26 protein-coding genes are annotated in these 26,031 nt (G+C 62.4%); 8 read left to right on the top strand and 18 right to left on the bottom strand.

What is annotated here, in order from left to right; translation table 11 throughout:
• The 6 genes from MPJ51_RS11525 to MPJ51_RS11500 all read right to left on the bottom strand — a co-directional run.
• Positions 1-1,199 (bottom strand): MFS transporter (locus MPJ51_RS11525; RefSeq protein ID WP_298386435.1); only part of this gene is annotated, 1,199 nt, incomplete at its 3' end.
• Between the two features lie 79 nt (positions 1,200-1,278).
• Positions 1,279-1,875, bottom strand: a complete 597-nt coding sequence (locus MPJ51_RS11520) for a YceI family protein (protein ID WP_298386432.1) — start codon at positions 1,873-1,875, stop codon at positions 1,279-1,281.
• A gap of 207 nt (positions 1,876-2,082) precedes the next feature.
• Positions 2,083-2,703 (bottom strand): hypothetical protein, encoded by a 621-nt coding sequence (locus tag MPJ51_RS11515; protein ID WP_298386429.1) that lies wholly within the window; start codon positions 2,701-2,703, stop codon positions 2,083-2,085.
• 59 nt (positions 2,704-2,762) lie between these two features.
• Complete coding sequence (locus MPJ51_RS11510) at positions 2,763-3,344, bottom strand: TIGR02281 family clan AA aspartic protease (RefSeq protein WP_298386426.1); 582 nt, start codon at positions 3,342-3,344, stop codon at positions 2,763-2,765.
• Between the two features lie 41 nt (positions 3,345-3,385).
• Positions 3,386-4,006, bottom strand: coding sequence for a MarC family protein (locus tag MPJ51_RS11505; RefSeq protein ID WP_298386423.1), 621 nt, complete (start codon positions 4,004-4,006; stop codon positions 3,386-3,388).
• Positions 4,003-5,856, bottom strand: coding sequence for an ABC-F family ATP-binding cassette domain-containing protein (locus tag MPJ51_RS11500; RefSeq protein WP_298386420.1), 1,854 nt, complete (start codon positions 5,854-5,856; stop codon positions 4,003-4,005). The genes MPJ51_RS11505 and MPJ51_RS11500 overlap by 4 nt, the downstream gene beginning before the upstream one ends.
• Before the next feature lie 103 nt (positions 5,857-5,959).
• On the opposite strand from MPJ51_RS11500, the gene MPJ51_RS11495 reads away from it, so the two are divergent.
• From MPJ51_RS11495 to rpiB, 3 genes are all read left to right on the top strand, one after another.
• Positions 5,960-7,162 carry a Bcr/CflA family efflux MFS transporter gene (locus MPJ51_RS11495; RefSeq protein ID WP_298386417.1) on the top strand — a complete coding sequence of 401 codons (1,203 nt, stop codon included), beginning with the start codon at positions 5,960-5,962 and terminating at the stop codon, positions 7,160-7,162.
• A 103-nt stretch (positions 7,163-7,265) separates the two neighbouring features.
• Positions 7,266-7,688 (top strand): nucleoside-diphosphate kinase, encoded by a 423-nt coding sequence (gene ndk / locus MPJ51_RS11490; protein ID WP_298386414.1) that lies wholly within the window; start codon positions 7,266-7,268, stop codon positions 7,686-7,688.
• 99 nt (positions 7,689-7,787) lie between these two features.
• Entirely contained in the window at positions 7,788-8,237 is a 450-nt protein-coding gene (gene rpiB / locus MPJ51_RS11485) for a ribose 5-phosphate isomerase B (RefSeq protein ID WP_298386412.1), read from the top strand.
• A gap of 6 nt (positions 8,238-8,243) precedes the next feature.
• Here the strand turns inward: rpiB and MPJ51_RS11480 are convergent, their stop codons facing one another.
• The 10 genes from MPJ51_RS11480 to MPJ51_RS11435 all read right to left on the bottom strand — a co-directional run bounded on the left by MPJ51_RS11480 (position 8,244) and on the right by MPJ51_RS11435 (position 20,164).
• The gene (locus MPJ51_RS11480) at positions 8,244-8,591 is read right to left on the bottom strand and encodes a TfoX/Sxy family protein (protein WP_298386409.1); all 348 of its coding nucleotides are present in this window, start codon (positions 8,589-8,591) and stop codon (positions 8,244-8,246) included.
• Positions 8,592-8,622: 31 nt separating this feature from the next.
• Complete coding sequence (locus MPJ51_RS11475; protein WP_298386406.1) at positions 8,623-9,993, bottom strand: ATP-binding protein; 1,371 nt, start codon at positions 9,991-9,993, stop codon at positions 8,623-8,625.
• The gene (locus tag MPJ51_RS11470) at positions 9,986-10,666 is read right to left on the bottom strand and encodes a response regulator transcription factor (protein WP_298386403.1); all 681 of its coding nucleotides are present in this window, start codon (positions 10,664-10,666) and stop codon (positions 9,986-9,988) included. The genes MPJ51_RS11475 and MPJ51_RS11470 overlap by 8 nt, the downstream gene beginning before the upstream one ends.
• Before the next feature lie 162 nt (positions 10,667-10,828).
• The gene (locus MPJ51_RS11465; RefSeq protein WP_298386400.1) at positions 10,829-12,259 is read right to left on the bottom strand and encodes a DegQ family serine endoprotease; all 1,431 of its coding nucleotides are present in this window, start codon (positions 12,257-12,259) and stop codon (positions 10,829-10,831) included.
• Positions 12,260-13,023: 764 nt separating this feature from the next.
• Positions 13,024-13,623, bottom strand: a complete 600-nt coding sequence (locus MPJ51_RS11460) for a nucleotidyltransferase family protein (protein WP_298386397.1) — start codon at positions 13,621-13,623, stop codon at positions 13,024-13,026.
• 31 nt (positions 13,624-13,654) lie between these two features.
• On the bottom strand, positions 13,655-16,072 hold the full coding sequence (locus MPJ51_RS11455; RefSeq protein WP_298386394.1) for an FAD-dependent oxidoreductase: 2,418 nt from the start codon (positions 16,070-16,072) through the stop codon (positions 13,655-13,657).
• 99 nt (positions 16,073-16,171) lie between these two features.
• Entirely contained in the window at positions 16,172-17,479 is a 1,308-nt protein-coding gene (locus MPJ51_RS11450) for an HlyC/CorC family transporter (protein ID WP_298386391.1), read from the bottom strand.
• 63 nt (positions 17,480-17,542) lie between these two features.
• Complete coding sequence (locus MPJ51_RS11445; protein ID WP_298386388.1) at positions 17,543-18,496, bottom strand: site-specific tyrosine recombinase XerD; 954 nt, start codon at positions 18,494-18,496, stop codon at positions 17,543-17,545.
• Between the two features lie 2 nt (positions 18,497-18,498).
• Positions 18,499-20,025 (bottom strand): hypothetical protein, encoded by a 1,527-nt coding sequence (locus MPJ51_RS11440; protein WP_298386385.1) that lies wholly within the window; start codon positions 20,023-20,025, stop codon positions 18,499-18,501.
• Positions 20,015-20,164 carry a hypothetical protein gene (locus MPJ51_RS11435; RefSeq protein ID WP_298386383.1) on the bottom strand — a complete coding sequence of 50 codons (150 nt, stop codon included), beginning with the start codon at positions 20,162-20,164 and terminating at the stop codon, positions 20,015-20,017. Before MPJ51_RS11435 ends, MPJ51_RS11440 begins: the two co-directional genes overlap by 11 nt.
• Positions 20,165-20,243: 79 nt before the next feature.
• Between MPJ51_RS11435 and MPJ51_RS11430 the strand changes: the two genes are divergently transcribed.
• Together MPJ51_RS11430 and aroB are read left to right on the top strand one after the other, a co-directional pair.
• Positions 20,244-20,831, top strand: a complete 588-nt coding sequence (locus MPJ51_RS11430; protein WP_298386380.1) for a shikimate kinase — start codon at positions 20,244-20,246, stop codon at positions 20,829-20,831.
• Positions 20,832-21,950, top strand: coding sequence for a 3-dehydroquinate synthase (aroB, locus tag MPJ51_RS11425; RefSeq protein WP_298386377.1), 1,119 nt, complete (start codon positions 20,832-20,834; stop codon positions 21,948-21,950).
• Here aroB and MPJ51_RS11420 read toward each other — a convergent pair.
• Both MPJ51_RS11420 and ssb read right to left on the bottom strand, forming a co-directional pair.
• Entirely contained in the window at positions 21,947-23,017 is a 1,071-nt protein-coding gene (locus MPJ51_RS11420) for a site-2 protease family protein (RefSeq protein WP_298386374.1), read from the bottom strand. The genes aroB and MPJ51_RS11420 overlap by 4 nt on opposite strands.
• 18 nt (positions 23,018-23,035) lie before the next feature.
• Complete coding sequence (ssb, locus tag MPJ51_RS11415) at positions 23,036-23,539, bottom strand: single-stranded DNA-binding protein (protein ID WP_298386371.1); 504 nt, start codon at positions 23,537-23,539, stop codon at positions 23,036-23,038.
• 208 nt (positions 23,540-23,747) lie between these two features.
• Here ssb and MPJ51_RS11410 point away from each other — a divergent pair, with 208 nt between their 5' ends.
• From MPJ51_RS11410 to MPJ51_RS11400, 3 genes are all read left to right on the top strand, one after another.
• Positions 23,748-24,326: a lytic transglycosylase domain-containing protein gene (locus tag MPJ51_RS11410; RefSeq protein ID WP_298386368.1), complete on the top strand. Its 579-nt coding sequence runs from the start codon at positions 23,748-23,750 to the stop codon at positions 24,324-24,326.
• Between the two features lie 95 nt (positions 24,327-24,421).
• Positions 24,422-25,384 (top strand): helix-turn-helix transcriptional regulator, encoded by a 963-nt coding sequence (locus tag MPJ51_RS11405; protein WP_298386365.1) that lies wholly within the window; start codon positions 24,422-24,424, stop codon positions 25,382-25,384.
• Between the two features lie 128 nt (positions 25,385-25,512).
• Positions 25,513-26,031 (top strand): MBL fold metallo-hydrolase (locus tag MPJ51_RS11400; protein ID WP_298386363.1); only part of this gene is annotated, 519 nt, incomplete at its 3' end.

Here is a 26,031-nt window from a genome sequence, read left to right as displayed (position 1 = left end):
AGCAAACGACCAATGGTGAAAGAGGTGCGCGGGGCGTAGACGTAGTTGGTTTTCTCGTCCGGTGTGGGCCGCGACCGCATTCGGGCCATGCCGAACAGGATCAGGAAAACATGGCCCAGCGCGACAAAGGCAAACAACGCACCGGGGCCGAATTGCTGAATCAGCGTTGAGGAGATATAGGGCGAGGCGATGGCGCCCAGCGCGAACCAGAACATCAGCGCGGCTGATAGCTCGACCCGTTCTTCGGTGGTGGCAAAGTCGTTGGCGTGGGCGGACGAGACCGAAAAGATCGGAAAGGTCGTCAGGCCGAAGAAGACAGCCGCCAGCATGACGCCCAAGGTTCCGGTGCCGCTGGCCATCATCGTTATCCCGCAGCTCAGAACCGCGGCGGCGGACAGCCAGATCAGAACCCAGCGCCGATCATATTTGTCGGCCAGCCAGCCGACCGGGTATTGCGCCAGCGCGCCGCCAAACACAAACGAGGCGAGGAAAAAGGCGATCTGATCGACATCCAGCCCGACCTCTTGCCCGTAGACCGGGCCGACCATGCGGAATGAGGCGGAGCTGAGCGCCGCCACGATCACGCCCGCCACCGCCAGCGGCGAACTGCGCCAGGCCAGTTTCGGGCGCAGGCGCGGGGCGTCGGGGGTTTGGGGCTGGCTGGCTTTTGTCAGGGTCAGCGGCAGCAGGGCGGCGCAGCACAGAATGGCCAGCAGGTTGTAAGAAACATAAGACGCAGGCGGCAGCACCGCGATGATCAACTGAGCCCCCAGCGAGGCGCCCATATCGACGATGCGATAGGTGCCCATGGCCCGCCCGCGGTTTTCATTGGTGACCTTGGCGTTTAGCCAGGCCTCGATCACCGTATAGCTGCCCGCAACGCAGGTGCCCGAAGCCACCCGCAGCGCGGCCCAGATATAGGGGTTTTCGGTCAGGGTGTGGCCGATCAACCCCATCGCCCCCAGCGCGGTGCAAACCGCAAAGGCGCGCGAATGGCCGATATTGCCCATCAGGCGCGGTGCCCACCAGCATCCGACAAAGAACCCCACGAAATGCGCCGAGCCCAGCAGGCCGATCTGCTCCGTCGTAAACTCCAGCGTCAGGCCCGAGATCGCGTCCAGCGGGCCGACCCCGCCCGTCGAGAGCTGCAGCAGAATGACCGAAAAGAACAGGGCGGCAAAGGAAATGATCGTGCGCATGATGGTCTCAACCTGACGGTTTCCCGGGGCAATGCGCGCGCCTATTCGACCTGCTCAGGTCGTTTTTGTCCTTTTCGGGTCAGTTCTGGCGAATGATCTCGGCCCGGATGTTGAGACCCACGTTGCCATCGACCAGATCGGGATAGCCGGATGCGCCATAGGCGTGGCGATCCAGCGTGCCGGTCAGGCGGATCGACAGCGCGTCAAGATCATCTGCGGCACTGCCCGGTTTGCGATAGAGCGCCGCGTCCAGCGTCACCGGGCGGGTGACACCGCGCAGGGTGAGGTCGCCGGTGATGGTCGCACCGTCCGAGATGCGCCCGCCGGGCCCCAGTTGGATCTTGGTCGAGGTGAAGCGGATCGTGGGATGGCTGTCGGCGTCCAGGACGCTTTCCCCCAGCATCGGGCCACGCGCAAAGGGCAGTTTGGTCTTTGCACTGGCGACGTTCAGGACCACGTCGACCTTGCTGTTCTGCAATCGTTTCGTGTCCAGCCGGATGGTTGCGGATTGAACGGGCATGGTGCCGGATTGTATCACACCGGACAGGCCGAAACTGAACCCGATTGAGGTGCCCCGACTGGCCAGCGAATAGGGGATCAACGCGGTTTGGGCAGCGCCAAGGGCGGGCCAGGCGGCCAGCCCTGCGATCAGGGTCCTTCGGGTTAAAACTGTCATACTGGTACCTCTTGCCTGAGCGAGACCGAAGGGCGCGGGCAAGGCCGCGGAAGTGTCATGCCCTCACTACATTTAGCAGTGCTGGCATAACTCTTGGTTAACACGCGATGGCCCGGTTCTATTCATATGACCGCTGTGGGTGTGCCGAAAGGGTAGGCCGGGGTCCGGGCTTTGGCCAGTCACATCTTGCGTGAGGGTTTCGTGGTCTCAGACCGGGACTTCGGCGGTCTCGACCCGGTTCAGCTCCAGCCCGGCGCGCGGTCTGGTCTGGGTGGCTTGCCAGGTGACCGGGGGCAGGGCGCGGGCGCGGCGGCGGGTCAGGGCCCAGCGCCTTGCCTCACCCTGATGGGTCGCGGCCATGTGCCAGCGCGTCTCGACCCCCTGCGCGCCGCCATCGCCGGGGATCAGCAACAGCCCCAGCGGAGCCCGCCCCATCGCGCCACCCTGTTCGGCGGCCAGATGCATGCGCCGCACCGGCGTCAACCCCGGCGCGCCGGGCAAGTCGCCGACGATCAGCGGAACCGCCCCGCTGCGCAGCGCTTCTTCAAGGCACCACAACAGATCCTCGGCGCGGGTGGGGCGGACAAAGATGAACCGGGCGGGATCGGCAAAGGGCATCATGCCATCGGGGTTCAGCTGGCCGGGCTCCCACGCAGGTGAAATCCACAGCACCGGCCCCTGCATCTGACCGGCCAGCCACATGGCAAAGCTGCGCCGGGCAGGGCCGCAGGCCTCGTGCACGCGACCCAATTGCAGGGTGATCTGCGGATGAAGGTTTATCCCCGGCGCTTCACGCGCGGGCTTGTGGCCAAGAAGATGTGTGGACATGCTGTCAGGTTAGCATGTTCTTACTTTGTTCTCAATTGTGAAATGTGGGCGCAGGCCCCTTAACGCGACAGGATCAGGCGGCCATCCGCGAACTGGATATTCGAGAACAGGTGCAGATAATCCATCCCCAGCAGCGATTGATGCAATTCCCCTTCATTGACCCAGGCCGAGACATTTCGGTCGGTGATCGGCCCCAATGTCAGGCTGTCGAGACGCACGGGGGCGGTGCGGACCTCTCCGTTCGCCGTGGCGGCGCGGCCGAAATAATTCAACTGATCGGGATCGACGCCGATCCGTTCGGCGTCTTGCGCGCTCAGCACGATCTGGCTGGCGCCGGTATCCACCAGAAAATTGATCGGCTCTCCGTTCACCACAACGGGCAGATAGTAATGCCCGTCATAGGCGCGGGGCACTTCGATGGTCTGGCCGGTGACGGTCATCTGCGGGGCAGGGCCGACGGTGGTGCGGATATCTTCCCACAGGCCGACGACCGCAATGACGCCGATGAAGATGAACACCCAAGCCATCATCATCTGCAGCGTCTTGTTCAGCGTCTGGCGGTTCTGCGAAATGAACCATGCCACAAGGGCGGCCCCAAGCAGCCCGAGATAGGCCAAACGTGCAATATTGTCGCCATCCATACCGTTACCCTAACCAATTTATCTGAAAGGTATATGGGGATTTATGACGCAAATCCAAAGGCCTTGAGCCCATCCAAAATGAACTGCACCGACAGGGCGGCCAGCAGCATGCCCAGCAGGCGGGTCAGCACATTCAGCCCGGTCTTGCCCAGAATGCGCGCGATCAGCCCGCCCGACAGGAAAAAGGCCAGAACCACGGCCATCACCGCCAGCATGACGATACAGGCCTCGGCAATGCCCAGAAGGCCCGGATGCTGACCGGCCAGCAGGATGATCGTTGCAATCGACCCCGGCCCGGCGACCAGAGGAATGGCCAGAGGGAAGACGGAAGGGTCGGGATGTTCCTCGACCTCGGCGCGGTCTTCGCGGCGTTTGGTGCGGCGCTCGAACAGCATGTCAAGCGCGGTCAGGAACAGCAGCGCGCCGCCGGCAACCTTGAACGCCTCCATCGAGATACCGACAAAGCCCAGAACCGCCTCGCCAAAAGCGGCGAAGGCGATCAGGATGCCCGAGGCCACCGCACAGGTGCGATAAGCCGTCATGCGGCGGGTGCGGGCATCCATCTCTTGCGTCATGGCCACGAAGATCGGCGTGGTGCCGAACGGGTCGATCACCACGAACAGGGTGGTGAAGGCGGTGACGAAAAAGGCCAGATCCATCATGCGGCGTTCTCGGCGTTTTCAAGCCGCTCGGCGGCGGCGACCCACAGCGCCTCGGCCTTTTGCATGGCTTCGGTCACCTCGGCGAATTTGCGGTTCCAGGTTTCCAGATCGTTGATCCTGTCATCCTCGTACAGCGCCGGGTCGGCTAGTTTGGCCGAAAGCTTGTCATGCATATCCGTCAGCTTTTCGATCCGGTCCTCGCATTTGCGCAGATCGGCGCGCAGGGCCAGCATGGTATCGCGCGAGGGGCGTTTCGGTTTCGCGACTTGCGGCTTTTCCTTCACCGGCTTGTCACGGGCCAACAGCATATTGCGATAGGTTTCCAGATCGCCCTCAAACGGCTTCACCGTCCCGTCCGAGACCAGCCACAGCCGATCCGCCACCAGCCCCAACAGGTGCATGTCGTGGCTGACCAGAACCACCGCGCCGGAATAGGCGGTCAGAGCCTCGACCAGCGCCTCGCGGCTTTCGATATCCAGATGGTTTGTCGGCTCATCGAGGATCAGCATATGCGGCGCGTCGATGGTGGCGATCAACAGCGACAGCCGCGCTTTTTGACCACCCGACAGGCGGCCAACCAGCGTTTCCGCCTGATCCGCGTTCAACCCGAACCCGGCCAGCCGCGAGCGCCATTTCCCCGGCGCCTCATCCGGGCGCAACCGGCGCAGGTGATCCAACGGGGTTTCGTCCACATGCAGCTCATCCACCTGATGCTGCGCGAAATAGCCGATGCGCAGTTTCGAACTGCGGGTCATCTTGCCCGCCATCAGCGGCAGCCGGTCGGACAGCAGCTTGGATAGGGTCGATTTACCCTGACCGTTCTTGCCCAGCAGCGCGATGCGGTCATCCTGATCGATACGCAGGTTCAGACGGCGCAGCACCTCTGTCTCACCATACCCGGTCACGCCGCCCTCAAGCTGGATGATCGGGGGCGACAGTTCCTCGGGCTTGGGGAAAGAGAACGCGCGCAGGGCGGCTTCTTGCGGGGTTGAGATCAGCTGGATGCGTTCGATCATCTTCAGGCGGGACTGCGCCTGAACGGCCTTGGAGGCCTTATAGCGGAAGCGGTCCACGAAGCTTTGCAGATGCGCGATGCGGGCCTTGGCCTTGGTGTTCTCCGATTCCGCCTGCGCCAGCCGCTCGGCGCGGCGTTCGGCGAATTTGTCATAAGGAACGGCGTAAAAGGTGAGCTTGCGGTCTTCCAGATGCAGGATCGAGCCTACCGCGCGGTTCAGCAGCCCCCGGTCGTGGGAGATGATGATCACCGTGTGGGGATACTTTGCCAGATAGCTCTCCAGCCACAGCGCGCCTTCCAGATCCAGATAGTTGGTGGGTTCGTCCAGCAGCAACAGATCGGGCTGCGAAAACAGCACCGCCGCCAGCGCCACGCGCATCCGCCAGCCACCCGAGAAATCGGAACAGGGTTTCAGCTGATCCTCATCGTCAAAGCCCAAGCCTTTCAGGATCGAGGCCGCGCGCGCCTCGGCCGACCAGGCATCGATATCAGCGAGCCGGGTCTGAATCTCGGCAATGCGGGCAGGGTCGGTGGCGCTATCCGCCTCGACCATCAGGGCGCTGCGTTCGGTATCGGCGGCCAGCACCGTGTTGATCAGGGACACATCGGACGAGGGCACCTCTTGCGCCACCCCGCCAATCCGCGCGCGTTTGGGGACCGAGATATTGCCCGATTCCAGCGCCAGCTCTCCCCGGATCAGGCGAAACAGGGTGGTCTTGCCAGTGCCGTTCCGCCCCACAAGGCCGACCTTGTGGCCATCGGGAATGGTCGCGCTGGCCCCGTCGAACAGGGGGCGGCCTTCAACGGCGTAGGTGATGTTTTCGATCCGTAACATGGGCCGGTGTTAGCAGAGCGTTTCAGGCTCCGCCAGCAGCTTGGCATATGCAGCGGCTAAGCTATGTGATAGCGCTGGTCTGATTTGTTGAACAGGTTTCACTATGCGCGCGGCCCAATCGCCCCCATCCTTGATCACCCTGATCTTTGCCACCGGCCTGTCGGTGCTGTCGCTGAACATGTTTCTGCCGTCATTGGCGCGGATGGCGGATGATTTTCAGGTGGATTATGGCCTGATGAACCTGTCCCTGGCCGGGTATCTGATGGTTTCGGCGGTGTTGCAACCGATCCTTGGGCCGCTGTCGGATCGTTTCGGACGCAGGCCGGTTCTGTTGATCTGCATGGCGATCTTTGCCTGCGCCTCGGTCGGCTGTGTTCTGGCCGAAACGATCTGGGTCTTTCTCGGCTTCCGCCTGCTGCAAGTCGCGGTTGTAGCGGGGCCGGTGCTGTCCAGCGCGTCGATCCGTGACCGCTATCCACCGAATGAGGCCGCCAGCAAGCTAGGCTACGTGGCGATGGCCATGGCGCTGGCACCGATGCTGGGGCCAATGCTGGGCGGAGCGCTGGACATGCTGTTCGGCTGGCGCGCGGGGTTTGTCCTGTTCTCGTGCATCGGCGTCGGCATGTTTGTCCTGCTGTGGGCGGATATGGGAGAGACCAATACCCAGCGCATGTCGACCTTTGGTGCGCAGATGCGGGAGTACCCCCATCTGCTGCGCGCGCGCCGGTTCTGGGGCTACGCCCTGTGCGCGGCGTTTTCGATCGGGGCGTTCTATGCCTTTATCACCGGCGCGCCGCTGGTGGCGGCTGCGTGGTTTGACCTGAGCCCCGCGATGCTGGGGCTGGGGATCGGGATCATCACCGGCGGCTTCATGGTGGGCAATTTCGTCACCGGACGCATGGCGGCGCATACGCGGCTGACCTCGATGATCCTTGTGGGGCGGGTGATCGCCTCGACCGGGCCGTTCATCGGGCTGTGCCTGTTCTGGGCCGGAATGGGCTCGGTTTGGGTGTTCTTTGGTTCGGCGGTTTTTGTGGGTTTCGGCAATGGCCTGACCAACGCCAATGCATCTTCGGGCGTGATGTCGGTGCGGCCCAAGCTGGCGGGCAGCGCGGCGGGGCTGTCGGGGGCGATGATCGTGACGCTGGGGGCGATACTGACCTCGACCACCGGCGCTTTGGTCAGCCCGGCAAACGGGCCGTATCTGGTTCTGGGCATGATGAGCGCCAGCAGTTTCATGGGCCTTCTGGCGGTGCTGTACGTGCGCTGGGTCGACCTGCGCGACCCATTGCCCGACGCGATCTGATCCACAACGCATCATAGTGCTTTTCTTGCGGCACAGACCGTGCTAGGCGGCGCGCGATGGATTTCGGCGCGCATCCCGCGCCATATTGTAAGGAGAGGCCGACATGGCACTGGAACGCACATTCTCGATCATCAAACCCGATGCAACCCGCCGCAACCTGACCGGCAAGATCAACGCCAAGTTCGAAGACGCAGGCCTGCGCGTCGTTGCGCAAAAGCGCATCCACATGACCAAGGAACAGGCTGGCAAGTTCTACGAAGTACATGCCGAGCGTCCGTTCTATGACGAACTGTGCGAATTCATGTCCTCGGCTCCGGTCGTTGTTCAGGTTCTGGAAGGCGAAGGCGCCATTGCCAAGAACCGCGAAGTCATGGGCGCAACCAATCCCGCCGACGCAGCCGCTGGCACCATCCGCGCCGAGTTTGCTGAATCGGTCGGCGAAAACTCGGTCCACGGATCGGACGCACCGGAAACTGCTGCGGTCGAGATTGCCTATTTCTTCTCGGGCATCGAACTGGTCGGTTAAGCCGCCCGCACCGGTAAAGATCAGGGCCGCATCCGGGATCGGGTGCGGCCTTTTTCATTAACGGCCAACATCTTTCCTATCTGCAAAGTGAACATATCCATGAGCGCCAATAAACGCATCGTCCTGTCCAGTGATCACGCCGCCATCGACTTGCGGCAGGCCATCGCCAGTCATATCGCCACCAAAGGGTGGGAGGCGGTGGATATCGGCCCGACCACGCCCGAAAGCACGCATTATCCCGAACATGGAGCTGCGGCTGCGCGGCGCGTGGCGTCTGGCGATTGCCAGTTCGGCATTGTGCTGTGTGGCACAGGGCAGGGCATCATGATGGCGGCCAACAAGGTTGACGGTATCCGCTGCGGGGTGTGCAGTGATGTCTTCTCGGCCCAGATGATCCGGCAGCATAATGACGCCAATATTCTGTCCATGGGCGCACGGGTGATTGATGAAGACCTGGCATTGCAGATCGTGGATGCGTTTCTGGATGCGGAATTCGAGGGCGGTCGCCACGCGACACGCGTGGACATGATCAAAGCGCTAGAAGCCTAGCGCCTTTCAGACCGGCTTCAGATCCTGTGGCGCCACGCGCACGCCGATGGCGTCCAGATCAGAGATCATCCGCGATTGCGGCGCGGATACGACCTGCGCCTTGAGGGCATCGAACCGCTGGCGCAGGGCCTTTTTCTCTTCGCCTTTGCAATCGTTCCACGGGCGGCCCTGCAAGCCCATCACCAGCACGTAATAGCCGATGAAATGGGGCTTGGTTCCCGCCTGCAGCAGCCGGGCATAGGCCGCATCGGGGCCCATCTCGCGCAACTGCTGCGCGGAATGGATGCCCGCGCGAGTGCAGGCCTGTTCAAAGGCCGGGCCGAGGTTGCGGATCGAAGAGACGGGATCAGACATGCCCCGGTCTTACCCCGCTAGCAGACGACTGTCACCTGTTCCCCGCCAATTCAATCGTGGTCTCCAGCCCCGGTTTGCAGTTGTGCGCCAGAAACCTGCCGCCATGCATGCGCGAGATCGCGGCGACCAGAGCCAACCCAAGACCCGCGTTGCGCTCGGTCCGGGCCGGGTCCAGCGTGACGAAGGGAAGTTGCAGGCGCGGCAGGTCGGCCTCGGGCACGCCGGGGCCACGGTCGCGGACGCTGAGCCTTGTGTGCGGGCCATCCTCGGTCAGGGTGATGGTGATGGCGGTGCCTTGCGGCGCATAACGCATGGCGTTTTCCAGAAGGTTCGACAGGGCCTGCGACAGCAGCGGGCGGTGGCCTTGAATGGGCTCTGCGGTGCCCGTCACCTCTAGCCGGATGCCCTGATCGGCGGCGACGGGGTCGTATAGCTCGACCACATCACTGACCAATTGCTGCAGGTTCACAGGCTCGAACTGTTCACGGCCCAGACCGGCCTCGGCGCGCGAGATTTCGGTCAACTGACTGAGCACGCGCAGCAGGTGGTCGATCTCGACCGTGGCGCGGGCGGTGTCGATCTCGCGCTCCTGATCGGTCTTGCCGGGTTCGGCCAGCGCCTCGACCCGCTGACGCAGGCGCGACAGGGGCGAGCGCAGGTCATGGGCGATGGAGTTCGAGGTGGTGCGCAGATTGCTGATCAACTCCTCAATCCGGTCCAGCATGTTGTTGAGCGTGCCCGCGACCTGATCGAATTCATCGCCCGTGCCCCGGATCGGCATCCGGTGGGACAGATCGCCCGAGACGATATCATCCGCCGTATCGGCAATGTCCTTCAGCCGCGAAAACACCAGCCGCGTCAGCAACCATCCGGTCAACAGGCTCAGCGCAAAGGCCGCCGCCAGCGCCAGCGCCACCGAACGCAGCAGCACCCGGTCGAATTGCAGCCGCGCCAGCGCGTCACGGCCGACCAGCACCCGCTCACCCCCCGGCAATCGGACCGAGGCAGCCGAGATGGGCACGAACTGATCGGTATCGACTTTGCGCAGGCTCAACTCGACCCAGCCGCTGCCTGCGGTGATGCCCTCGGGCCAGCCGGTCAGATTGCCCGCCAGCCGGTTGCCCGCGCGGTCGGTCAGCAGATAAACCGCATCCCGTTCCGAGGCGCTGGGAAGGCGCCGTTCAATCGCGGTCATCAGCCCGATCAGGCCACGCCGTTCATACTCATCGGCCAGCCCGGTCAGTTCGGCGGACACGACGGACCTCGTCTCGCCCGAGATGGTCCGGTTCGCGGTGACATAGACCATGGCCAGAACCGTGGCAGTCAGCAGCGTGCTCAGCACCATGCTGGCCAGAACCAGCCGGGTGCGCGCATTGCGAAACGACAGGCTCAGTCTAGCCATCCGAGACCATATACCCCGCACCCCGGACCGTTTCGATCATCGGATCGGCCCCGTCCTCGTCCAACTGCCTGCGCAGTTTCGAGATGTGAACGTCGACCACATTGGTGTTTGGGTCGAAGTGATAATCCCAAACCCCCTCCAGCAGCATGGTGCGGGAAACAACCCGGTTCTTGCGGCGCAAGAAGAACTCCAGAATCTGAAATTCGCGCGGGGTCAGGGTGATCTCGCGCCCGCTGCGGGTGACCTTGCGGGTCAGCAGATCCATTTCCAGATCGCGGCACGTGAGGGTGGCGGTTTCTTCCGATTCCTGTGGGCGACGCAGCAGCGCCTCGATCCTTGCGTGCAACTCCTGAAACGAGAATGGCTTGACCAGATAGTCATCCGCCCCACCGCGCAGGCCCTTGACGCGCTCGTCCACCGCGCTCATCGCGGTCAGCATCAGCACCGGGGTTTTCAGCCCGGCAGCACGCAGCGATTTGATCAGCGACAGCCCGTCCAGCCCCGGCAGCATCCGGTCCAGCACAATGGCGTCGAACCCGCCATCGGTGGCGTGATACAGCCCTTCGCGGCCATCCGAGGCGACCTCGACCACATAGCCTTCTTCGCCAAATCCCTTGGCGATGAAGTCCCGCGTGTCGGCGTCGTCTTCAACGATCAGAAGGCGTCTACTCATGCTTGGGGTTCCTTTCACAAGGTGATTTAAACACAGAAGTTCATTAAAAAAAACCAGCCGGGTGCGAAGCCGCACCCGGCCGTCCCGGCGGCGCGTGGACAAACCGCGCCAGGCCGGAAGGCGCACACCTTAGTTTCCCCATCGAAGGTGCGCGCTTGGGGGTTAGGCCAGTTCGACCGCGACGAAGATCTGGTTGCCGCCGCGGTTGATCAGAACCAGCGCCGGGTCGGTCTGCACGTTGTCCAGAGCGGACTGCAGCGCATCCGGGGTCGCGGTGTCCTGATCACCCAGCCGGACAATCACATCGCCACGCTGCAGACCGGCCCGGGCTGCGGGGCTTTCAGGCTGCAGATCGGTCACGATCACGCCGTCCACGGCCTGATCCACACCCATCTCGGCACGGGCGGCCTCGGTCAGCGGGGTCACGGTGACACCCAGCGCGCTGTCGGCGAATTTACCTTCGGTCCCGGCGTCGGGCGTGACTGCGGCAGACTGGTGCTGACCGATGGTCAGTTCGATCTGCTGCTGTTTGCCGTCGCGCAAAACGGTCAGGGTGCTTTCGGTTCCGACCTTGGTGGTGCCCACCAGGATCGGCAGATCGCTGCTGGTTTTGACCGCCTCGTCATTAAAGGACAGGATCACGTCACCCTGTTGCAGGACGCCATCGGCGGGGCTGTCGGCGATCACATCTGCGACCAGCGCCCCGGTCGCCGCATCAATCCCCATGGCCGCCGCCAGTTTTGGGCTGACCGTCTGGATCGACACACCCAGCCAGCCGCGGCTGACCTGACCGTCATCGCGCAGATCGGCGGCGATATGTTCCACGATGTTCGAGGTCACGGCAAAGCCCAGACCCACCGAGCCGCCGCTGGGCGAATAGATGGCCGAGTTCACGCCGATCACTTCGCCGTCCATGTTGAACAGCGGCCCACCCGAGTTACCCTTGTTGATGGCCGCATCGGTCTGGATGAATTCCGCATAAGGCCCTTCCGAGATGTTGCGCCCCTTGGCCGAGACGATCCCGGTGGTCACGGTGGAATGCAGCCCGAACGGGTTGCCGATGGCGACCACGTCCTCGCCCACGCGGATCACCTCGCTGTCGCCCATCTGGACGGCCTGCAGGTTTTCACCCGCGTCGATCTTGAGCACGGCAATATCGGTCAGCGGGTCGGTGCCGACGATCTCGGCCTCGAAGGAACGGTCATCGTTCAGGCGCACGGTGACGGTGCTGGCATTATCGACCACGTGGTGGTTGGTGATGATGTATCCGGCCTCATCCAGCACGAAGCCCGATCCCAGCCCCTGGCTCGGCCCGCGCTGTGGCATGTCGAACCCTTCCGGTGTGCCGAAGCGTTTGAAGAATTCCTCGAACGGGTGGCCTTCGAAATCCTGTCCGCGCGCGGGGGCAGGGGCAGCGGTCTGTTCGGCGATGATGGTGACGACCGACGGCGATACGGTCTCGACCAGATCGGCCAGCGCCTCGTCCGCCATCGCGGGCAGCGCCGTGGTGGCCAGCATCGCAGCGCCAAGGGCGCCGGCGCCGACCCAGTTGGACGTGCGCGGGAAAAGCAATGAGGATTTGCGGATGCTCATGGTGACTCCTGTCTTGGTTTGGCGGTTCAGTCCGCGCTTGTGAACAGGAGATGCCCCCCTAGTCTTGGGAATTTCTGAGTAAAATATTAAGAAACCTTAATTTTGCCATTTTTCGCCGTCACCAAGTGGCCGAACTGGGGGGTGAATGCACAGAATCACGCTGATCCGCATCAATCGAATCGGTGGATTGTCGCCGAAATGATCAACAAATCACAAAAACAGTTGAATTGGATTGCTTTGGTTAACAAATGTCCCGATCCGGTCGCGCCCTGACAGGAGTTCTCCTTTGGGTTGCTTTGCCCTCACGAGGAGGTGTTCACTGGTTACCTCCAGCTCTCTGCAATACCATCGTTTTGAGACTTTTTGCCAAAAATAGCAGGTTCGGATGAGGTTTTGGTTCGAAAGATAATACAACCCTAAGAAGAGTCTTTCCAACGGCCATGTTGCGCAAATACAAGGCCGACCTCATCAAAATTAACCGTTTCATCCAATTTTACATTGTTTGCACGCATCTAATGGGTGACGATGAACATGCCCAATCGAGGGGGGCCTGAGACACTAGGGGGTGTCAAAGGCGTAATTCAGTTACCGTGGGCGCTGAGCTGCTTGTTAACGAGGGGGTCTTGTTTAGGTTTGGCAGCGACCTGCTGGAACGTTGGTTCAACGATCCGGTTGCGCATGCGGGAGTGGTGAAAGTGGTAGTCTTGATTTAGGGCATGCGGCCCGGTCGTTTGCGACCGGGCCGCATTCATTTTGGCACCTGGTTACTTTGGACGGGTGCCTCGCCACTTGGCCCAATCCTCGGGCGTATCCAGATCCAGCAAGGCGTTCCCGTTCGGCAAGGGTTGAATATGCACCTTGTCCGTTTGGGCTTTGACGATGCTTTGGGCACCGGCGTCTCCGGTCAGCTGTGACAATTGCGAGAACAGGGATTTGTCGAACACGACAGGATGACCGGGTTTGCCGTCGCTGGTTGCGCCGCGCCAGATCAGATGATCCGGATGGTCGGCCACGGATTGCCGCACGGTCCGCAAATCCTGTTCCGTCAGGTCGGGCAGATCAGCCAGCAGGATCATCACGGCGGTTGCATCGTCCGGCACCTGGGCCAGCGCGCCGCGCAGGCTGGCATTCATCCCCTCGGCGGCGTTGGGGATGGTCACTTTGTTCAGGTCTAGCCCGTCCAGCGCGTCATATCGCGGATGCGGGGGCGGGGGCAGGGCGACAATGACCGGACCCACCGCCATGGCCCGCAGTGCCGAGCGGCGCAGCAGGGGCATGCCGTCGACGATCTGCATCAGCTTGTCCGCGCCGCCCATGCGGCTGGACTGGCCCGCGGCCAGCAGGATGATAGGGATCAGGCTCATGCCGTCACCATGCCGTGCAGGGACGGGCAAGTCATCCCCGCATGCGGGCGCCGTCCGCGTCGAACAACGGGGTGGAAATCACACGGGCCGGGCGCATCTGTCCCAGTATCTCGATCTCGACCTCCAGCCCCTCGCTGATTTGGTCTGTGGGCAGAAAGCCCATGGCGATGGATTTCTGCGCATGATGCGAATAGCCGCCCGAGGTGCAGAAGCCCACGACCTGACCTTGCAGCCAGATCGGCTCATACGCGTTCACATCGGCGTCTTCAGCATCGACTTCAAAGGCGACCAGCTTACGGGCGGTGCCCTCGGTACGCTCGGCCTCAGCCGCTGAACGGCCAATGAAATCAACCTCTTTGGTGAAGGAGATAAACCGATCCAACCCGGTTTCTGCCGCGGTGTAGTCGGGCGAGAACTCTCGCATCCACGAGCCAAAGAACTTGTCCAGACGCAGGCTCATCATCGCGCGCATGCCGAAGGGCACCATTCCATGCGGCTGTCCGGCTTGCCACAAGGTCCACCACAGCTGCCGTTGTGCCATCGGATCGCAATAGATTTCATACCCCAGATCGCCGGTATAGCTGACCCGTTGCACGATACAGTTGGTCATGCCCACGGTCATCCGCCGCACATCCATGAACCGCATGCCGCTGATATCGTCGCGGGTACAGGCCGCCAGAACCTCGCGCGCCTTGGGGCCTGCGATCTGGAAGCCGTTGCGGCGGTCGCTGATGTTCTCGACCTGCACGCCGTCTTGCGCGTTCTGTTCGAACCAGCGCATGTGATAGGCTTGGCTGCCGTAAGACGCGGTCAGTTGGAATTCACCCTCACCAAGGCATGAGACGGTGAAATCCCCGATCAGCTTGCCCTTGGGCGATAGCATCGGGGTCAGCGACAGGCGACCGGGTTTCGGGATGCGACCAGCCATGATCCGATCCAGCCAGTCCCGCGCCTGCGGCCCGGTGATGCGGTATTTGCCGAAGTTGTGCACCTCGTTAATGCCGACGCCTTCGCGCACGGCGCGCACCTCGCGCGCTGTGGCCGCAAACGCGTCCGAGCGGCGGAAGGAGGGTGTTTCATAGTTCGGCTCATCGCCTTGGGCGAAATAGTTTGGCACCTCCAGCCCGTATTGCTGACCCCAGACCGCGCCCAGATCGCTGAAGATGTCATACATCGGCGTGGTGCGGTTGGGACGGGCAGCGGGCAGTTCCTCATTCGGATAGGCGACGCTGAACCGTTTTTGATAGTTCTCGATCACCTTGGGACGGGTATAGCCCGGGCTGATCCAGTCGCCGAACCGGGCCACATCCATGGCGAAGACATCGCGTTCCGGCTCGCCCTCAATCATCCATTGCGCCAGCGTCAGGCCGACGCCGCCGCCTTGGCTGAACCCGGCCATGACGCCGCAGGCCGACCAGTAGTTGCGCATCCCCGGCACCGGCCCGACCAGAGGGTTGCCGTCGGGCGCAAAGGTAAACGGCCCATGGATCACCGATTTGACCCCGGCCTCGGCCAGCACGGGGAAGCGTTTGTAAGCGAATTCAATGCTGTCGGTGATCTTGTCAAAGTCATCGGGCAGCAGCTCGTGGCCGAACTCCCACGGGGTGCCATCGACGGCCCATGGCTTGCAAGGTTGTTCGTAGAACCCGATGCACAGGCCCCGACCCTCCTGCCGCAGATAGCTTTCGCCAGCGGGGTCCATCACATGCGGATGCTCGCCGCCCGCGTCGATGATCGCCTCGATCTGCGGGATGGAATCCGTCACCAGATATTGATGCTCCATCGGGTGCAGCGGGAAATAGACGCCCGCCATCGCGCCAACTTCACGTGCCCAAAGGCCGCCTGCATTGACGATATGCTCGGCATGAATCGTGCCCTTGTCGGTGACCACATCCCAAGTGCCGTCGGCGCGCTGGTTGGTTTCGCGCACCATGCAATGGGTTTCAATCGTGGCCCCGCCCATGCGCGCGGCCTTGGCATAGGCATGGGTTGTGCCCGAAGGGTCAAGATGCCCGTCCAGCGGATCATAAAGCCCACCGAGGATGCCATCGATGTTGGTGACGGGGGCGATCTTCTTGATCTCATCGGGGCCGACGATCTCGGTCTCAAGCCCCATGAAACGGTGCTTGGCCCGTTCTGCCAGCAGCATGTCGAACCGGTCCTGATTGTCGGCCAGCGTCACCCCGCCCACATGGTGCAACCCGCAGGACATGCCGGTGATCTCCTCCAACTCCTTATACAGACGGATCGTATAACCCTGCAGCGCCGCCATGTTGGTGTCGCCGTTCAGGGTGTGAAAGCCGCCCGCCGCGTGCCATGTCGAGCCGCTGGTCAGTTCCGAGCGTTCCAGCAGCATCACATCCGACCAGCCCAGCTTGGTCAGGTGATAGAGGACCGAGCAGCCGACAACGCCGCCCCCAATGACGACCACCTGACATGTGCTTTTCATCTGCGCCTCCTGTTACGTTGCCGCGACGGTGCCGGGGGTTCGGGCGTGGTTCTGTCACATCAGCGACGGGGCCTGTCGTTTTTCAGGCGTGACCCCGAGTCACAGCGGGCGCACCTTGAGCGCCGTGATCCGGTTGCCTTCACGGGCGGTGACCTCGAACCGGAAGCCGTGGAAGGAGAACACCTGACCGACGATGGGGATCATCTGCGCCTCGTGGATCACCAGACCGGCCAGCGTGTTGGCCTCATCATCCGGCAGCGACCAGTCGAGCGCCCGGTTGGCGTCACGGATGGTCATCGCGCCTTCGACCAGAAACTGGCCATCGTCGGTACGGGTGACGGGCACCTCTTCGTCGATGTCGAACTCATCGGCGATTTCACCCACGATCTCTTCCAGAATGTCTTCAAGCGTGATCAGCCCGCGCAACGAGCCATATTCGTCCACCACCAGCGCAAAATGGCTGTGCATCCGCAGAAACTCTCGCATCTGGTCGTCCAGAGTGGTGGTTTCGGGTACGAAATACGGGTCATTGGCCACCTTCGCGATATCGAAATTCCTAAGCCGCTCGGTATCGCCATCGGCACCGCCGACCTGCGCGTACATGGCGCGGAACAGGTCCTTGGCGTGGACCACACCGACGATGTTTTCCTGTTCATCGCGAAAGACGGGCAGCCGGGTATGGGGGCTTTCCAGACATTGCTGCAGGATCGCCTCGGGTTCGGCATTGGCATCGATCATCTCGATATTCGAGCGGTGGAGCATGATCTCTTCCACCGCACGGTCGCCCAGATCCAGCGCGCCAAGGATGCGGTCGCGGTCTTCCTTTTCGACCACGCCTTCGGAGTGGCCCAGTTGCAGGGCACCGGCGATTTCCTCGCGCACGGCCAGAATGTTGCTGTCCGGGTCGATCTGCACGCCAAACAGGCGCAGCACCCCGCGCACCAGCAGCCGGACGGCGGCCACGATGGGCGAGAATACGGTGACCAGCACGCTGATCACCGGGGCAACGGCGGCGGCGGCCTTTTCGGCGTTGGTGATGGCATAGGTCTTGGGCAGCACCTCGGCAAAGATCAGCACCAGCAGGGTCATCACCAGCGTGGCCAGCGCCACACCGCTTTCGCCAAACAGCCGCGTGAACAGTGCTGTCGCCAGCGAGGCCGCAAGGATATTGACCAGATTGTTGCCCAGCAGGACCGAGCCAATCAGCCGTTCATTGTCATCGGTAATATCCAGCGCCTTTTTCGCCCCGCGCGAGCCCTTGTCGGCCTGCGTCCGCAGCTTGCCCCGCGATGAGGCGGTCAGCGCCGTTTCGGAACCCGAGAAAAAGCCCGACAGGACGAGCAGAAACAGAATGGCGCCTGTGGTAAACCAGAATGCGCCGTCGATCAGAGAAGAAGAGGGTTCCATCGGTCCTTGGTTATTCGTGTTGGTGCATCCGTTATGGGGGTGCGGCCCCTGCGGATCAAGGGGTTAGCCCTTGTTGCTTTGGTCTTTGGCCAGCGGGTGATGCTCTAGCACCAGTTCCGCCAGCCGTTCGTCCAGAACATGGGTGTAGATTTCAGTGGTGGCGACATCGGCATGGCCCAGCAGGGTCTGGATCGACCGCAAATCGGCACCGTTGGCCAGCAGATGGGTGGCAAAGGCGTGGCGCAGGGTGTGCGGCGTGACCTTTTCGGGCGACACGCCGCCTTGAACCGCCAAGTCCTTGATCAGGTGAAAGAACATGTGCCGGGTCAGATGCCCGGATTTACCGCGCGAGGGGAACAGAAAGCGGGACGCCTGCGCGCCTTTGGCGATGGCCTCTTCCTCGGCCTCGTCGCGTTTGATCAGCCATTCGGCCAGCGCGTCGCGGGCGGGTGGGGACAGGGGCACCATGCGTTCCTTGCCGCCTTTACCCAGCACCAGCAGCATGCGCGGATCGCCCCGGGCCGAGGACACCGGCAGCGACACCAGTTCGGTCACGCGCATGCCGGTGGCATAGAGCAGCTCCATCAGGCAGGTATTGCGCACCTTGTCCGCCGCGCTGCGCCCGGTCTGGCGGGAGGCCTCCAGCAGGCGGTCGACCTCGGCCACGTCCAGCGTTTTGGGCAGGCGTTTCGGGCGGCCGGGGCCTTTGATCTGGATCGCCGGGTTGGTCTCGCGCCAGCCTTCCTCGAACGCGAACCGGTATAGCTGCTTGATCGCCGACAGCCGCCGTGCGCGGGTAGAGCGGGACAGTCCTTGGGCGTCGCAATCGATCAGGTAGCCTTCGATCTGGTCCCGTTCGGCCTCGGCAAAGGTGAATTTATGCCGGTCCAGCCAGCCCGAGAAATCCTTTAGGTCGCGCCCATAGGCCAGCAGGGTGTTGGTTGCCGCGCCAAGCTCGGCGGCCTGAGCCTCAAGAAAGGTGGAAATCCACAGGTTCTGTGTGGCGGGCGCGGTCACCGTCAGGCCCCGTTCAGGATCATCAGTTGCAGGGCAGCGCGGCGAGCCGTGTCCTCTAGCCCCACGCGCCGGAAAGTGGCGATGGCGGCGGTCAGGTCAACCAGATTGCCGCGCGCGCCATGGGCGAACAGGGTCATTGCCTCAAGGATCGCCTCACCCAGATGGTTGTTCTGCAGCAGGGCGTGGATATCGGGGGGCACCGGCGCGGACCATGCAAACCCTTCCGCAATCGCATCGGCCAGGGGCGAGGGTGAGGGCGCACGGCCCGGATCGCCCTGCGCCAGCGCGGTCAGGAACTGGTTCTTGTCCGGCCCTTCGGGCGCGGTCAGGGCAGCGTCTTCATAGAGGTCCGACAGCAGCAGGATACGCCAGCGCAGGTTTTCGGCGCGGGTGTCGGACAGGGGGACGGATTGCAGGCGTTGGGCGAAGAGTTCGGCAAAGGGAACCTCCAACCCGATGCTGCGCATCTGCGTCCACGCCTCGGGCAGGGTGTCGGCAACGCCGTCGGAATTGCCCGGGCGCAGCGCCGTGTCGAAACGCTGAATGGCCGCAACCCGATCCCAGACCGCGCCGGAGGCGGCGGGTTTGCGTTCAGTATAAAGCCCCAGCAACTGGTTCGGGGTCAGGGCACCGATCCGGGTCAACCGTTCGGCGGCCTCAATCTGCGCTTTCCAACCGGCCACATCGCGCAGATCCGCATTGGCAAAGGCGCGGGGCAGGGATGCGGTGGGCAACCGCTCACCAATCGCCTCGAACAGGCGGAAGGTCAGCGGGGTGGGGTTTGCGGGCTGCGGCAGATAGTCGGCATCTTCAAACAGTTCGGGGCTGAGGAAGCGGTCCAGCAGATCCAACTGATCCTGCGGCAGCACCTGCAGGGCATGCGCGGCCTCTAACGTCAGCGCGGCTGAAGGCCAGTCGCCGCGCCGGGCCTTGCAGAAAATTTGCGCTGCGTAGTCCCGTGACAGGTGCGGCTGTGCGATCAGGGCGGTGCAGCTGCGATCCTCATCCCCGGTCAGCAGGGTGGCATCGAACCAGCGCGAAAACCGATCCGGCGTATCGGTGGGACCGGCCAGTTGCACCAGGGATTGCGCCGGGTCCGCCGCGCCCAGTTGCATCAACCGCTCCAGCCGCGCCATCAGCAAGGCATCGGGTGAGGTGGGGTCCGCGGGTGGTCGCGCCTCGGACAGCAGCAGGGTGAACAGCAGCCGTTGCATCGCAGGGCTGGCCTTGACCGGCACCCGCGCGATCAGTTCGGCCAGCCGCGCGGGGTCGCTGTTTTGCCACAGATCAACGGGCAGGCCGGTGACCGAGGACGACACCAGCCCCAAGGGCGGCGACAGCGCCTCAAGCGGGGTGACCTGCACATCCGGTTGCAACCCGGTCTGCGTCACCGGAGGCTCCAGCAGCACGGTGCCGGGCAGGTTTTCCGGCGGGTTGGACAGCCAGTCGATCACCGACAAGGGCTCAAGCGTTTGCGCCTGGGCGGTGCTGGCCAGAAACAACGCCAGCAGGGCGGGTCTAATCGGCATTCAGAATGACCGGTTCGCGAATCTCATCCTGTGGCGCGGAAAAATCCACCCCGAAGAACGGACCGACATAAGCATAGCCCACCAGCCCGATGAAACACAGGCAAATGACGTAGATCAGGAATTTCAACAGACGGCCCATGGGTCAACGCTGCCTCAAATTTTGGTTTTGTCCAAGTTATAACTGGCATTTTTCCCAAGATCACGTCATTCACGATGAAATGAGCGAAATTAAGCATAACACCCCTCAGCCGGATGCGGCGCAGTGCTATGATCTGCACAAAACCGTTGTTTTGGTCGGCATGATGGGCGCCGGGAAAACCGCTGTGGGCCGGGCGCTGGCCGCACGGTTGGGTGTTCCGTTTCTGGACAGCGATGCCGAGATCGAATCGGCGGCCAACATGACCATCCCCGAGATCTTCGCCCGCGATGGCGAGGCGTTCTTTCGTGACAAGGAAAGTCAGGTCATCGGGCGGCTCTTGGACGAAGAACGCGGCATCCTGTCCACCGGCGGCGGGGCGTTCATGTCCGAAGGCAATCGCCAGATGATCTCGGACCGGGGCGTGTCGGTCTGGCTGCGCGCTGATCTTGAGGTGTTGTGGAATCGGGTGCGCCACAAGGACACCCGCCCGTTGCTGCGCACCGCTGACCCGCATGCGACCTTGCGCGCGCTGTATGAGGAACGGGTTCCGATTTATCAGCAGGCCGATCTGGTGGCGGACTCGGATGGTGAGACCGCGATCGAGGATATGGTGGACCGGGTGCTGGCCGCATTGGTGACGCGCCGGGACGTTTTGGAACAGAAGTAAATGCATCAAACCGTACATGTTGAGCTGGGCGACCGATCCTATGATGTCGAGATCGGCCCAGACCTGTTGGCCCAATCCGGCGCGCGCATCGCGCCGCTGCTGCCGCGCCCGCGCGTGGCCGTTCTGACCGATGAGACTGTTGCTGACCTGCATCTGGACGCGCTGCGCGACGGGTTGGGTGCTGCTGGGGTCGAGATGAGTTCTCTGGCGCTGCCTGCCGGTGAGGCGACCAAAAGCTGGCCGCATTTCGAACGTGCGGTGGAATGGTTGCTGGCCGAAAAGATCGAACGCCGCGATGTGGTTGTGGCCTTTGGCGGCGGTGTGATCGGCGATCTGGCGGGGTTTGCTGCCGCAGTGCTGAGGCGCGGGGTCCGGTTCGTGCAGATCCCGACTTCGCTGCTGGCGCAGGTGGACAGTTCGGTGGGCGGCAAGACAGGCATTAACGCACCGCAGGGAAAGAACTTGATTGGGGCGTTCCATCAGCCCTCACTGGTGCTGGCTGATACCTCGGTGCTGGGCACGCTGACGGCGCGGGATTTTCTGGCCGGTTACGGCGAGGTGGTGAAATACGGGCTGTTGGGCGACGCGGATTTCTTCGAATGGCTTGAGGTCAACGGCCCGGCCCTGTCCACCGGGGACATGGCGACGCGGGTGCAGGCGGTGACCCGCTCGGTGCAGATGAAGGCCGATATCGTGGCGCGGGATGAGACCGAACAGGGCGACCGTGCGCTGCTGAACCTCGGCCACACCTTCTGCCACGCGCTGGAGGCTGCGACGGGCTATTCCGACCGGCTGTTGCATGGCGAGGGCGTCGCCATCGGCTGCGCGCTGGCGTTCGAGCTTTCGGCGCGTCTGGGCCTGTGTTCGCAGGAAGACCCCAGCCGCGTGCGCGCCCATCTGCGCGCGATGGGCATGAAAACCGATCTGGCCGATATTCCCGGTGATCTGCCGGGGGCCGAGGCTCTGGTCGATCTGATGGCGCAGGACAAGAAGGTGATCGATGGGCAACTGCGGTTCATCCTCACCCGTGGGATCGGACAGGCCTTTGTCACTGCAGACGTCCCGCGCGAGGCGGTTCTGTCGGTGCTTGAGGATGCTCTGGCGGCCTGCTGGCCCTAACGCCCCTGTATCACCATCAACTCGCCGATATTCTCGCGGGTGATGTAACCCACCATCTGCCCCGATTTGGTGCAGACGGCCACGGCGGGGGCGCCCTTGTGCAACCCTTCCAGAACCTTGTTCAGCCCATTGGTCAGGGCAACCTGCGGAATGTCGCTCTCCATGATCGTGGTGGCGGGGTCGGAGCGCGGACGATCCTCAGCCAGTGCGGCAAACAGGCGGTTGCGGGTGACGAAGCCCAGCAGCGCGCCGTCGGCATCGAGTACCGGAAACTCGTGCTGTGCGGTGTGGATAACGGCCTGTGCGGCAGTGTTCAGCGTGTCGCTGGGGGACAGGGCATGAAACTCGGTGATCATCGCATCCCGCGCCCGCACTCGCCGTGCAACCGCGCGCATGGCGACATCCTGACTTTCCGCATTGGCGGCGACGAAGACAAAGACGGCGATCAGCACCAGCACAGGATTGCCCGAGGTCAGGCCCAGAAAGCCCAAACCTATTGCGACAAGCTGCCCGGCAACAGCCGCGATACGGGTGGCGGTGACCCGATCCATCTTCAGACACAGTAGCGCGCGGAACACCCGCCCCCCATCCATCGGAAAGGCGGGGATCATGTTGAACGCGGCCAGCAGCAGGTTGATATAGGCCAGACGGTTCAGTAGTCCTGCGCCGGGCGTGTCAAGCTGGGCCATCGCCTCGATCGGCATACCCGCGCCCAATGCCACCAGTATGATCCAGATGACGATGTTTACCGCCGGTCCGGCCAGCGCCACCCAGACCTCTTGCATCGGTTTTTCGGGCATCCGTTCCAGCCGGGCCAGCCCGCCGATGGGCAGTAGGGTGATGTCGGGCGTGCGAATACCGTATCGCCGCGCCATCAGCGCATGGCCGAACTCATGCGCCACGACGCAGGCGAACAGAGCCAGAACGAACAGGATATTGTCGATGACCGCCGGCCAGCCGCCACTGGAATAGGCGGCAAACCCGACCCAGGCCAGCAGCAGGAAAAAGGTGACATGGACCCTCAGTTCCGAACCGAGCAACCGGCCGAGCGAGAAGGACCATGCCATTTTGTATCTCCGTCTTGGTTAGAACGGAATCTCGTCGTCGTCGATTCCGCCCGATGCGGGGGCAGGGGCGCTGGACGATCCGCCATAGGGGTCGCCATAGCCGCCCCCGGCTTGTCCGCCGCCGCCGTAGCCGCCCGACTGGCCGCCATATCCGCCGCCGCCACCTTCGCCGCGTGCGTCCAGCATCACCAAGGTCGAGCCGAAGCCCTGCAGCACCACTTCGGTCGAATAACGATCCTGACCGGACTGGTCCTGCCATTTGCGGGTCTGCAGCTGGCCTTCGACATAGATTTTCGAACCCTTGCGCAGGTACTGTTCCGCCACGCGCACCAGACCTTCGTTGAAGATCGCGACCGAGTGCCACTCGGTCCGTTCGCGCCGTTCGCCGGTGTTGCGATCCTTCCAGGTTTCCGAGGTCGCAATACGCAGGTTGCACACCTTGCCGCCGTTCTGAAATGTCCGCACCTCGGGGTCGCGCCCCAGATTTCCGACCAGAATGACCTTGTTGACTGAACCCGCCATATATTCCCTCGTTTCTTGTCTGACAGCAGCGCGCCCGAATCTGGCGCCTTGTTCCGCCCATGACCCTATACGGCCTGCATCTTGGTTAAAACATGATTGATGAGGCAACTGTGAACGTGAATTTCTTAGCCCTTGCTTAACCAAGCTTTCATTTTTTCCCGCAATACCTATAATCCGTCGAGGTGTTGAGCGAGCGGGACAAACCCAAATGCGTTTTCTGGTTGGTGGTATTGCTGCGGTATGCATGCTGGTGTCGACGGGGTCGGTTGCGGCTGACACCTTGTCGTCAAAGAACCGCAAGGCGATTTTCCTCAAACAGTCAAAGGTTCTGGACGGGCGCGCGGCCAGCCAGTACCGCGATTCCGAGCGCCTGAAGCCAAAACCAAGGCAGGGAACGTTTTCCAAACGCTATACCGGCAGCTACCGGGGTCAGTATCTGGACCACGCGCGCCGGGTCGCGCGCCAGCATAATGTGCCGGAAGAGCTGTTCTTGCGTCTGGTGCAGCAGGAAAGCGGCTGGAACCCGCATGCCAAATCGCACAAGGGCGCGCTGGGTCTGGCGCAGCTGATGCCGCAGACCGCGCAATTGCTGGGGGTCGATCCACTGGACCCGATCCAGAATCTGGAAGGCGGCGCGCGCTATCTGTCCTGGCAGTATAAGAAATTCAAATCCTGGCGCCTGGCGCTGGCGGCTTATAATGCCGGTCCTAAGGCGGTGGAAAAGCACGGCGGCATCCCGCCCTATAAAGAGACCCAGAATTACGTGAAAGTGATCTGGGGCGGCTGACCCACGCGCTGCAATGCAGAGAGAGCTTTGCTTGATTGCCCCATATCAGGTGCCTTAACCTGACCGGGTAATTTCCTAAGCTGGTGTGGCACGTGATGACTCAGGATCGACCGGATATCCCCCCGGAAACCATGGCCAATTGGCAGCGGCTGGTGGACCTTGTGGCGCAGTTGGCCGATGTCCCCGCCAGCCTGATCATGAAGACCGAGGCACCGGATCACGCGGTTCTGATCACCTCGGACCACCCGGAAAACCCCTATCCGGTGGGGATGAATTTCCGCCTGAATCCCAAGCTTTATTGTCACGGCGTGTTCGAACGCGATGGTGAACTGGTGGTCGAAGACGCCACCTGCGACCCGGTCTGGAGCGACAATGAAGACCTGGAACATAACATGTCGTTCTATATCGGCTTTCCGCTGAAATGGCCTGACGGCACCATCTTTGGCACGATCTGCGTCCTGGATCGCAACCGCAACCGCCGGGCGTTGTTGTTCCGCGAGGGGCTGGCCCAGTTCGCGCGCATGGTCGAGTCGGATTTGGCCTTGATACAAGAGGTTTTTCTGCGTCGCGCGCTTGAGGCGAAGCTGAACGAGACCCTGACACATCTGGAAAACCGGGTTCAGGCCCGCACGCGGGAGTTGCAGGAAACCAACACGGCGCTGCGCGTATTGCTCAGCAGCCTCGACGATGACCGCAAGGACCGCGATCAGGATATTGTCGAGCAGGTCCGAACCATGGTGCTGCCCTATCTCGACAAGCTGCGCGGGCAGCTTGAGGACGGCGCGGCATCCCATGTCTATCTGGATCTGGCCGAAAGCAACCTGCGAGAGATCACCTCGATGATCTCGGACAAGCTGTCTGACGCATTCTCGGTCATGACACCGACCGAGATCGAAATCGCGCAGCTGGTGATGTCGGGAAAAACCACCAAGGATATTGCCCGCGCCATGTCGCGCGAAACCTCGACCATCGATTTCCATCGCAACAACATTCGCAAGAAATTGGGGCTGGAAGGGCGCGATCAGAACCTGCGCAGCCATCTTCTGGCGATTTCGTGATAAAGTAATGTGGGGATTGCCCCCATATTCCCCCCAGATTTTTCTGACCTGAGCGGACCCGACCGACCTTGCTAGGCTCTGTGCAGCGGCACGGGCTGAACCGTGCCTGTCCAACAGGGAGGAATATAATGGATCGTAAGGATCTGAAGCCGACAATCCTGAAAGGGGATCGTGATGATCTGGCACCGGGGCTGTCGCGCCGGTCGTTTTTCATGGCAGCCGGGGCCGCAGGTGTTGGCGCTGGCGCATCGCTGCTGGGCAGCACCAAACCGGCCGAGGCGCAATCGCAAGCCTGGCTGCAGCCGGGCAACAACAACCATGTGATTGACCTGCAAGGGTCGACCGGTCAGGCCAGCACCGGAACGGTCGGCATCGACTATTACGGTCACTGTGCGTTCAAGATCACCTCGCCCAGCGGCGCGACGGTTCTGTTCGACCCGTGGCGGGATGACCCTTCGGGCGCCTGGGGTTTGTGGTTCCGCAACGAATTCCCGCAAATCCCGGTCGACATCACCATGTCCACCCACGCCCATTTCGACCATGACGCGATCGAACGTCCGCACTCGACCATGGTGCTGGACCGCATGGCCGGGAATTTCGAATTCGCGGATATCAAGATCACCGGATTTGCCGATAAACACGCCTGT

It is taken from the genome of Ruegeria sp., from assembly GCF_028066395.1.
Classification (GTDB): domain Bacteria; phylum Pseudomonadota; class Alphaproteobacteria; order Rhodobacterales; family Rhodobacteraceae; genus Ruegeria.
This window is presented reverse-complemented; position numbering and strand designations above follow the sequence as displayed.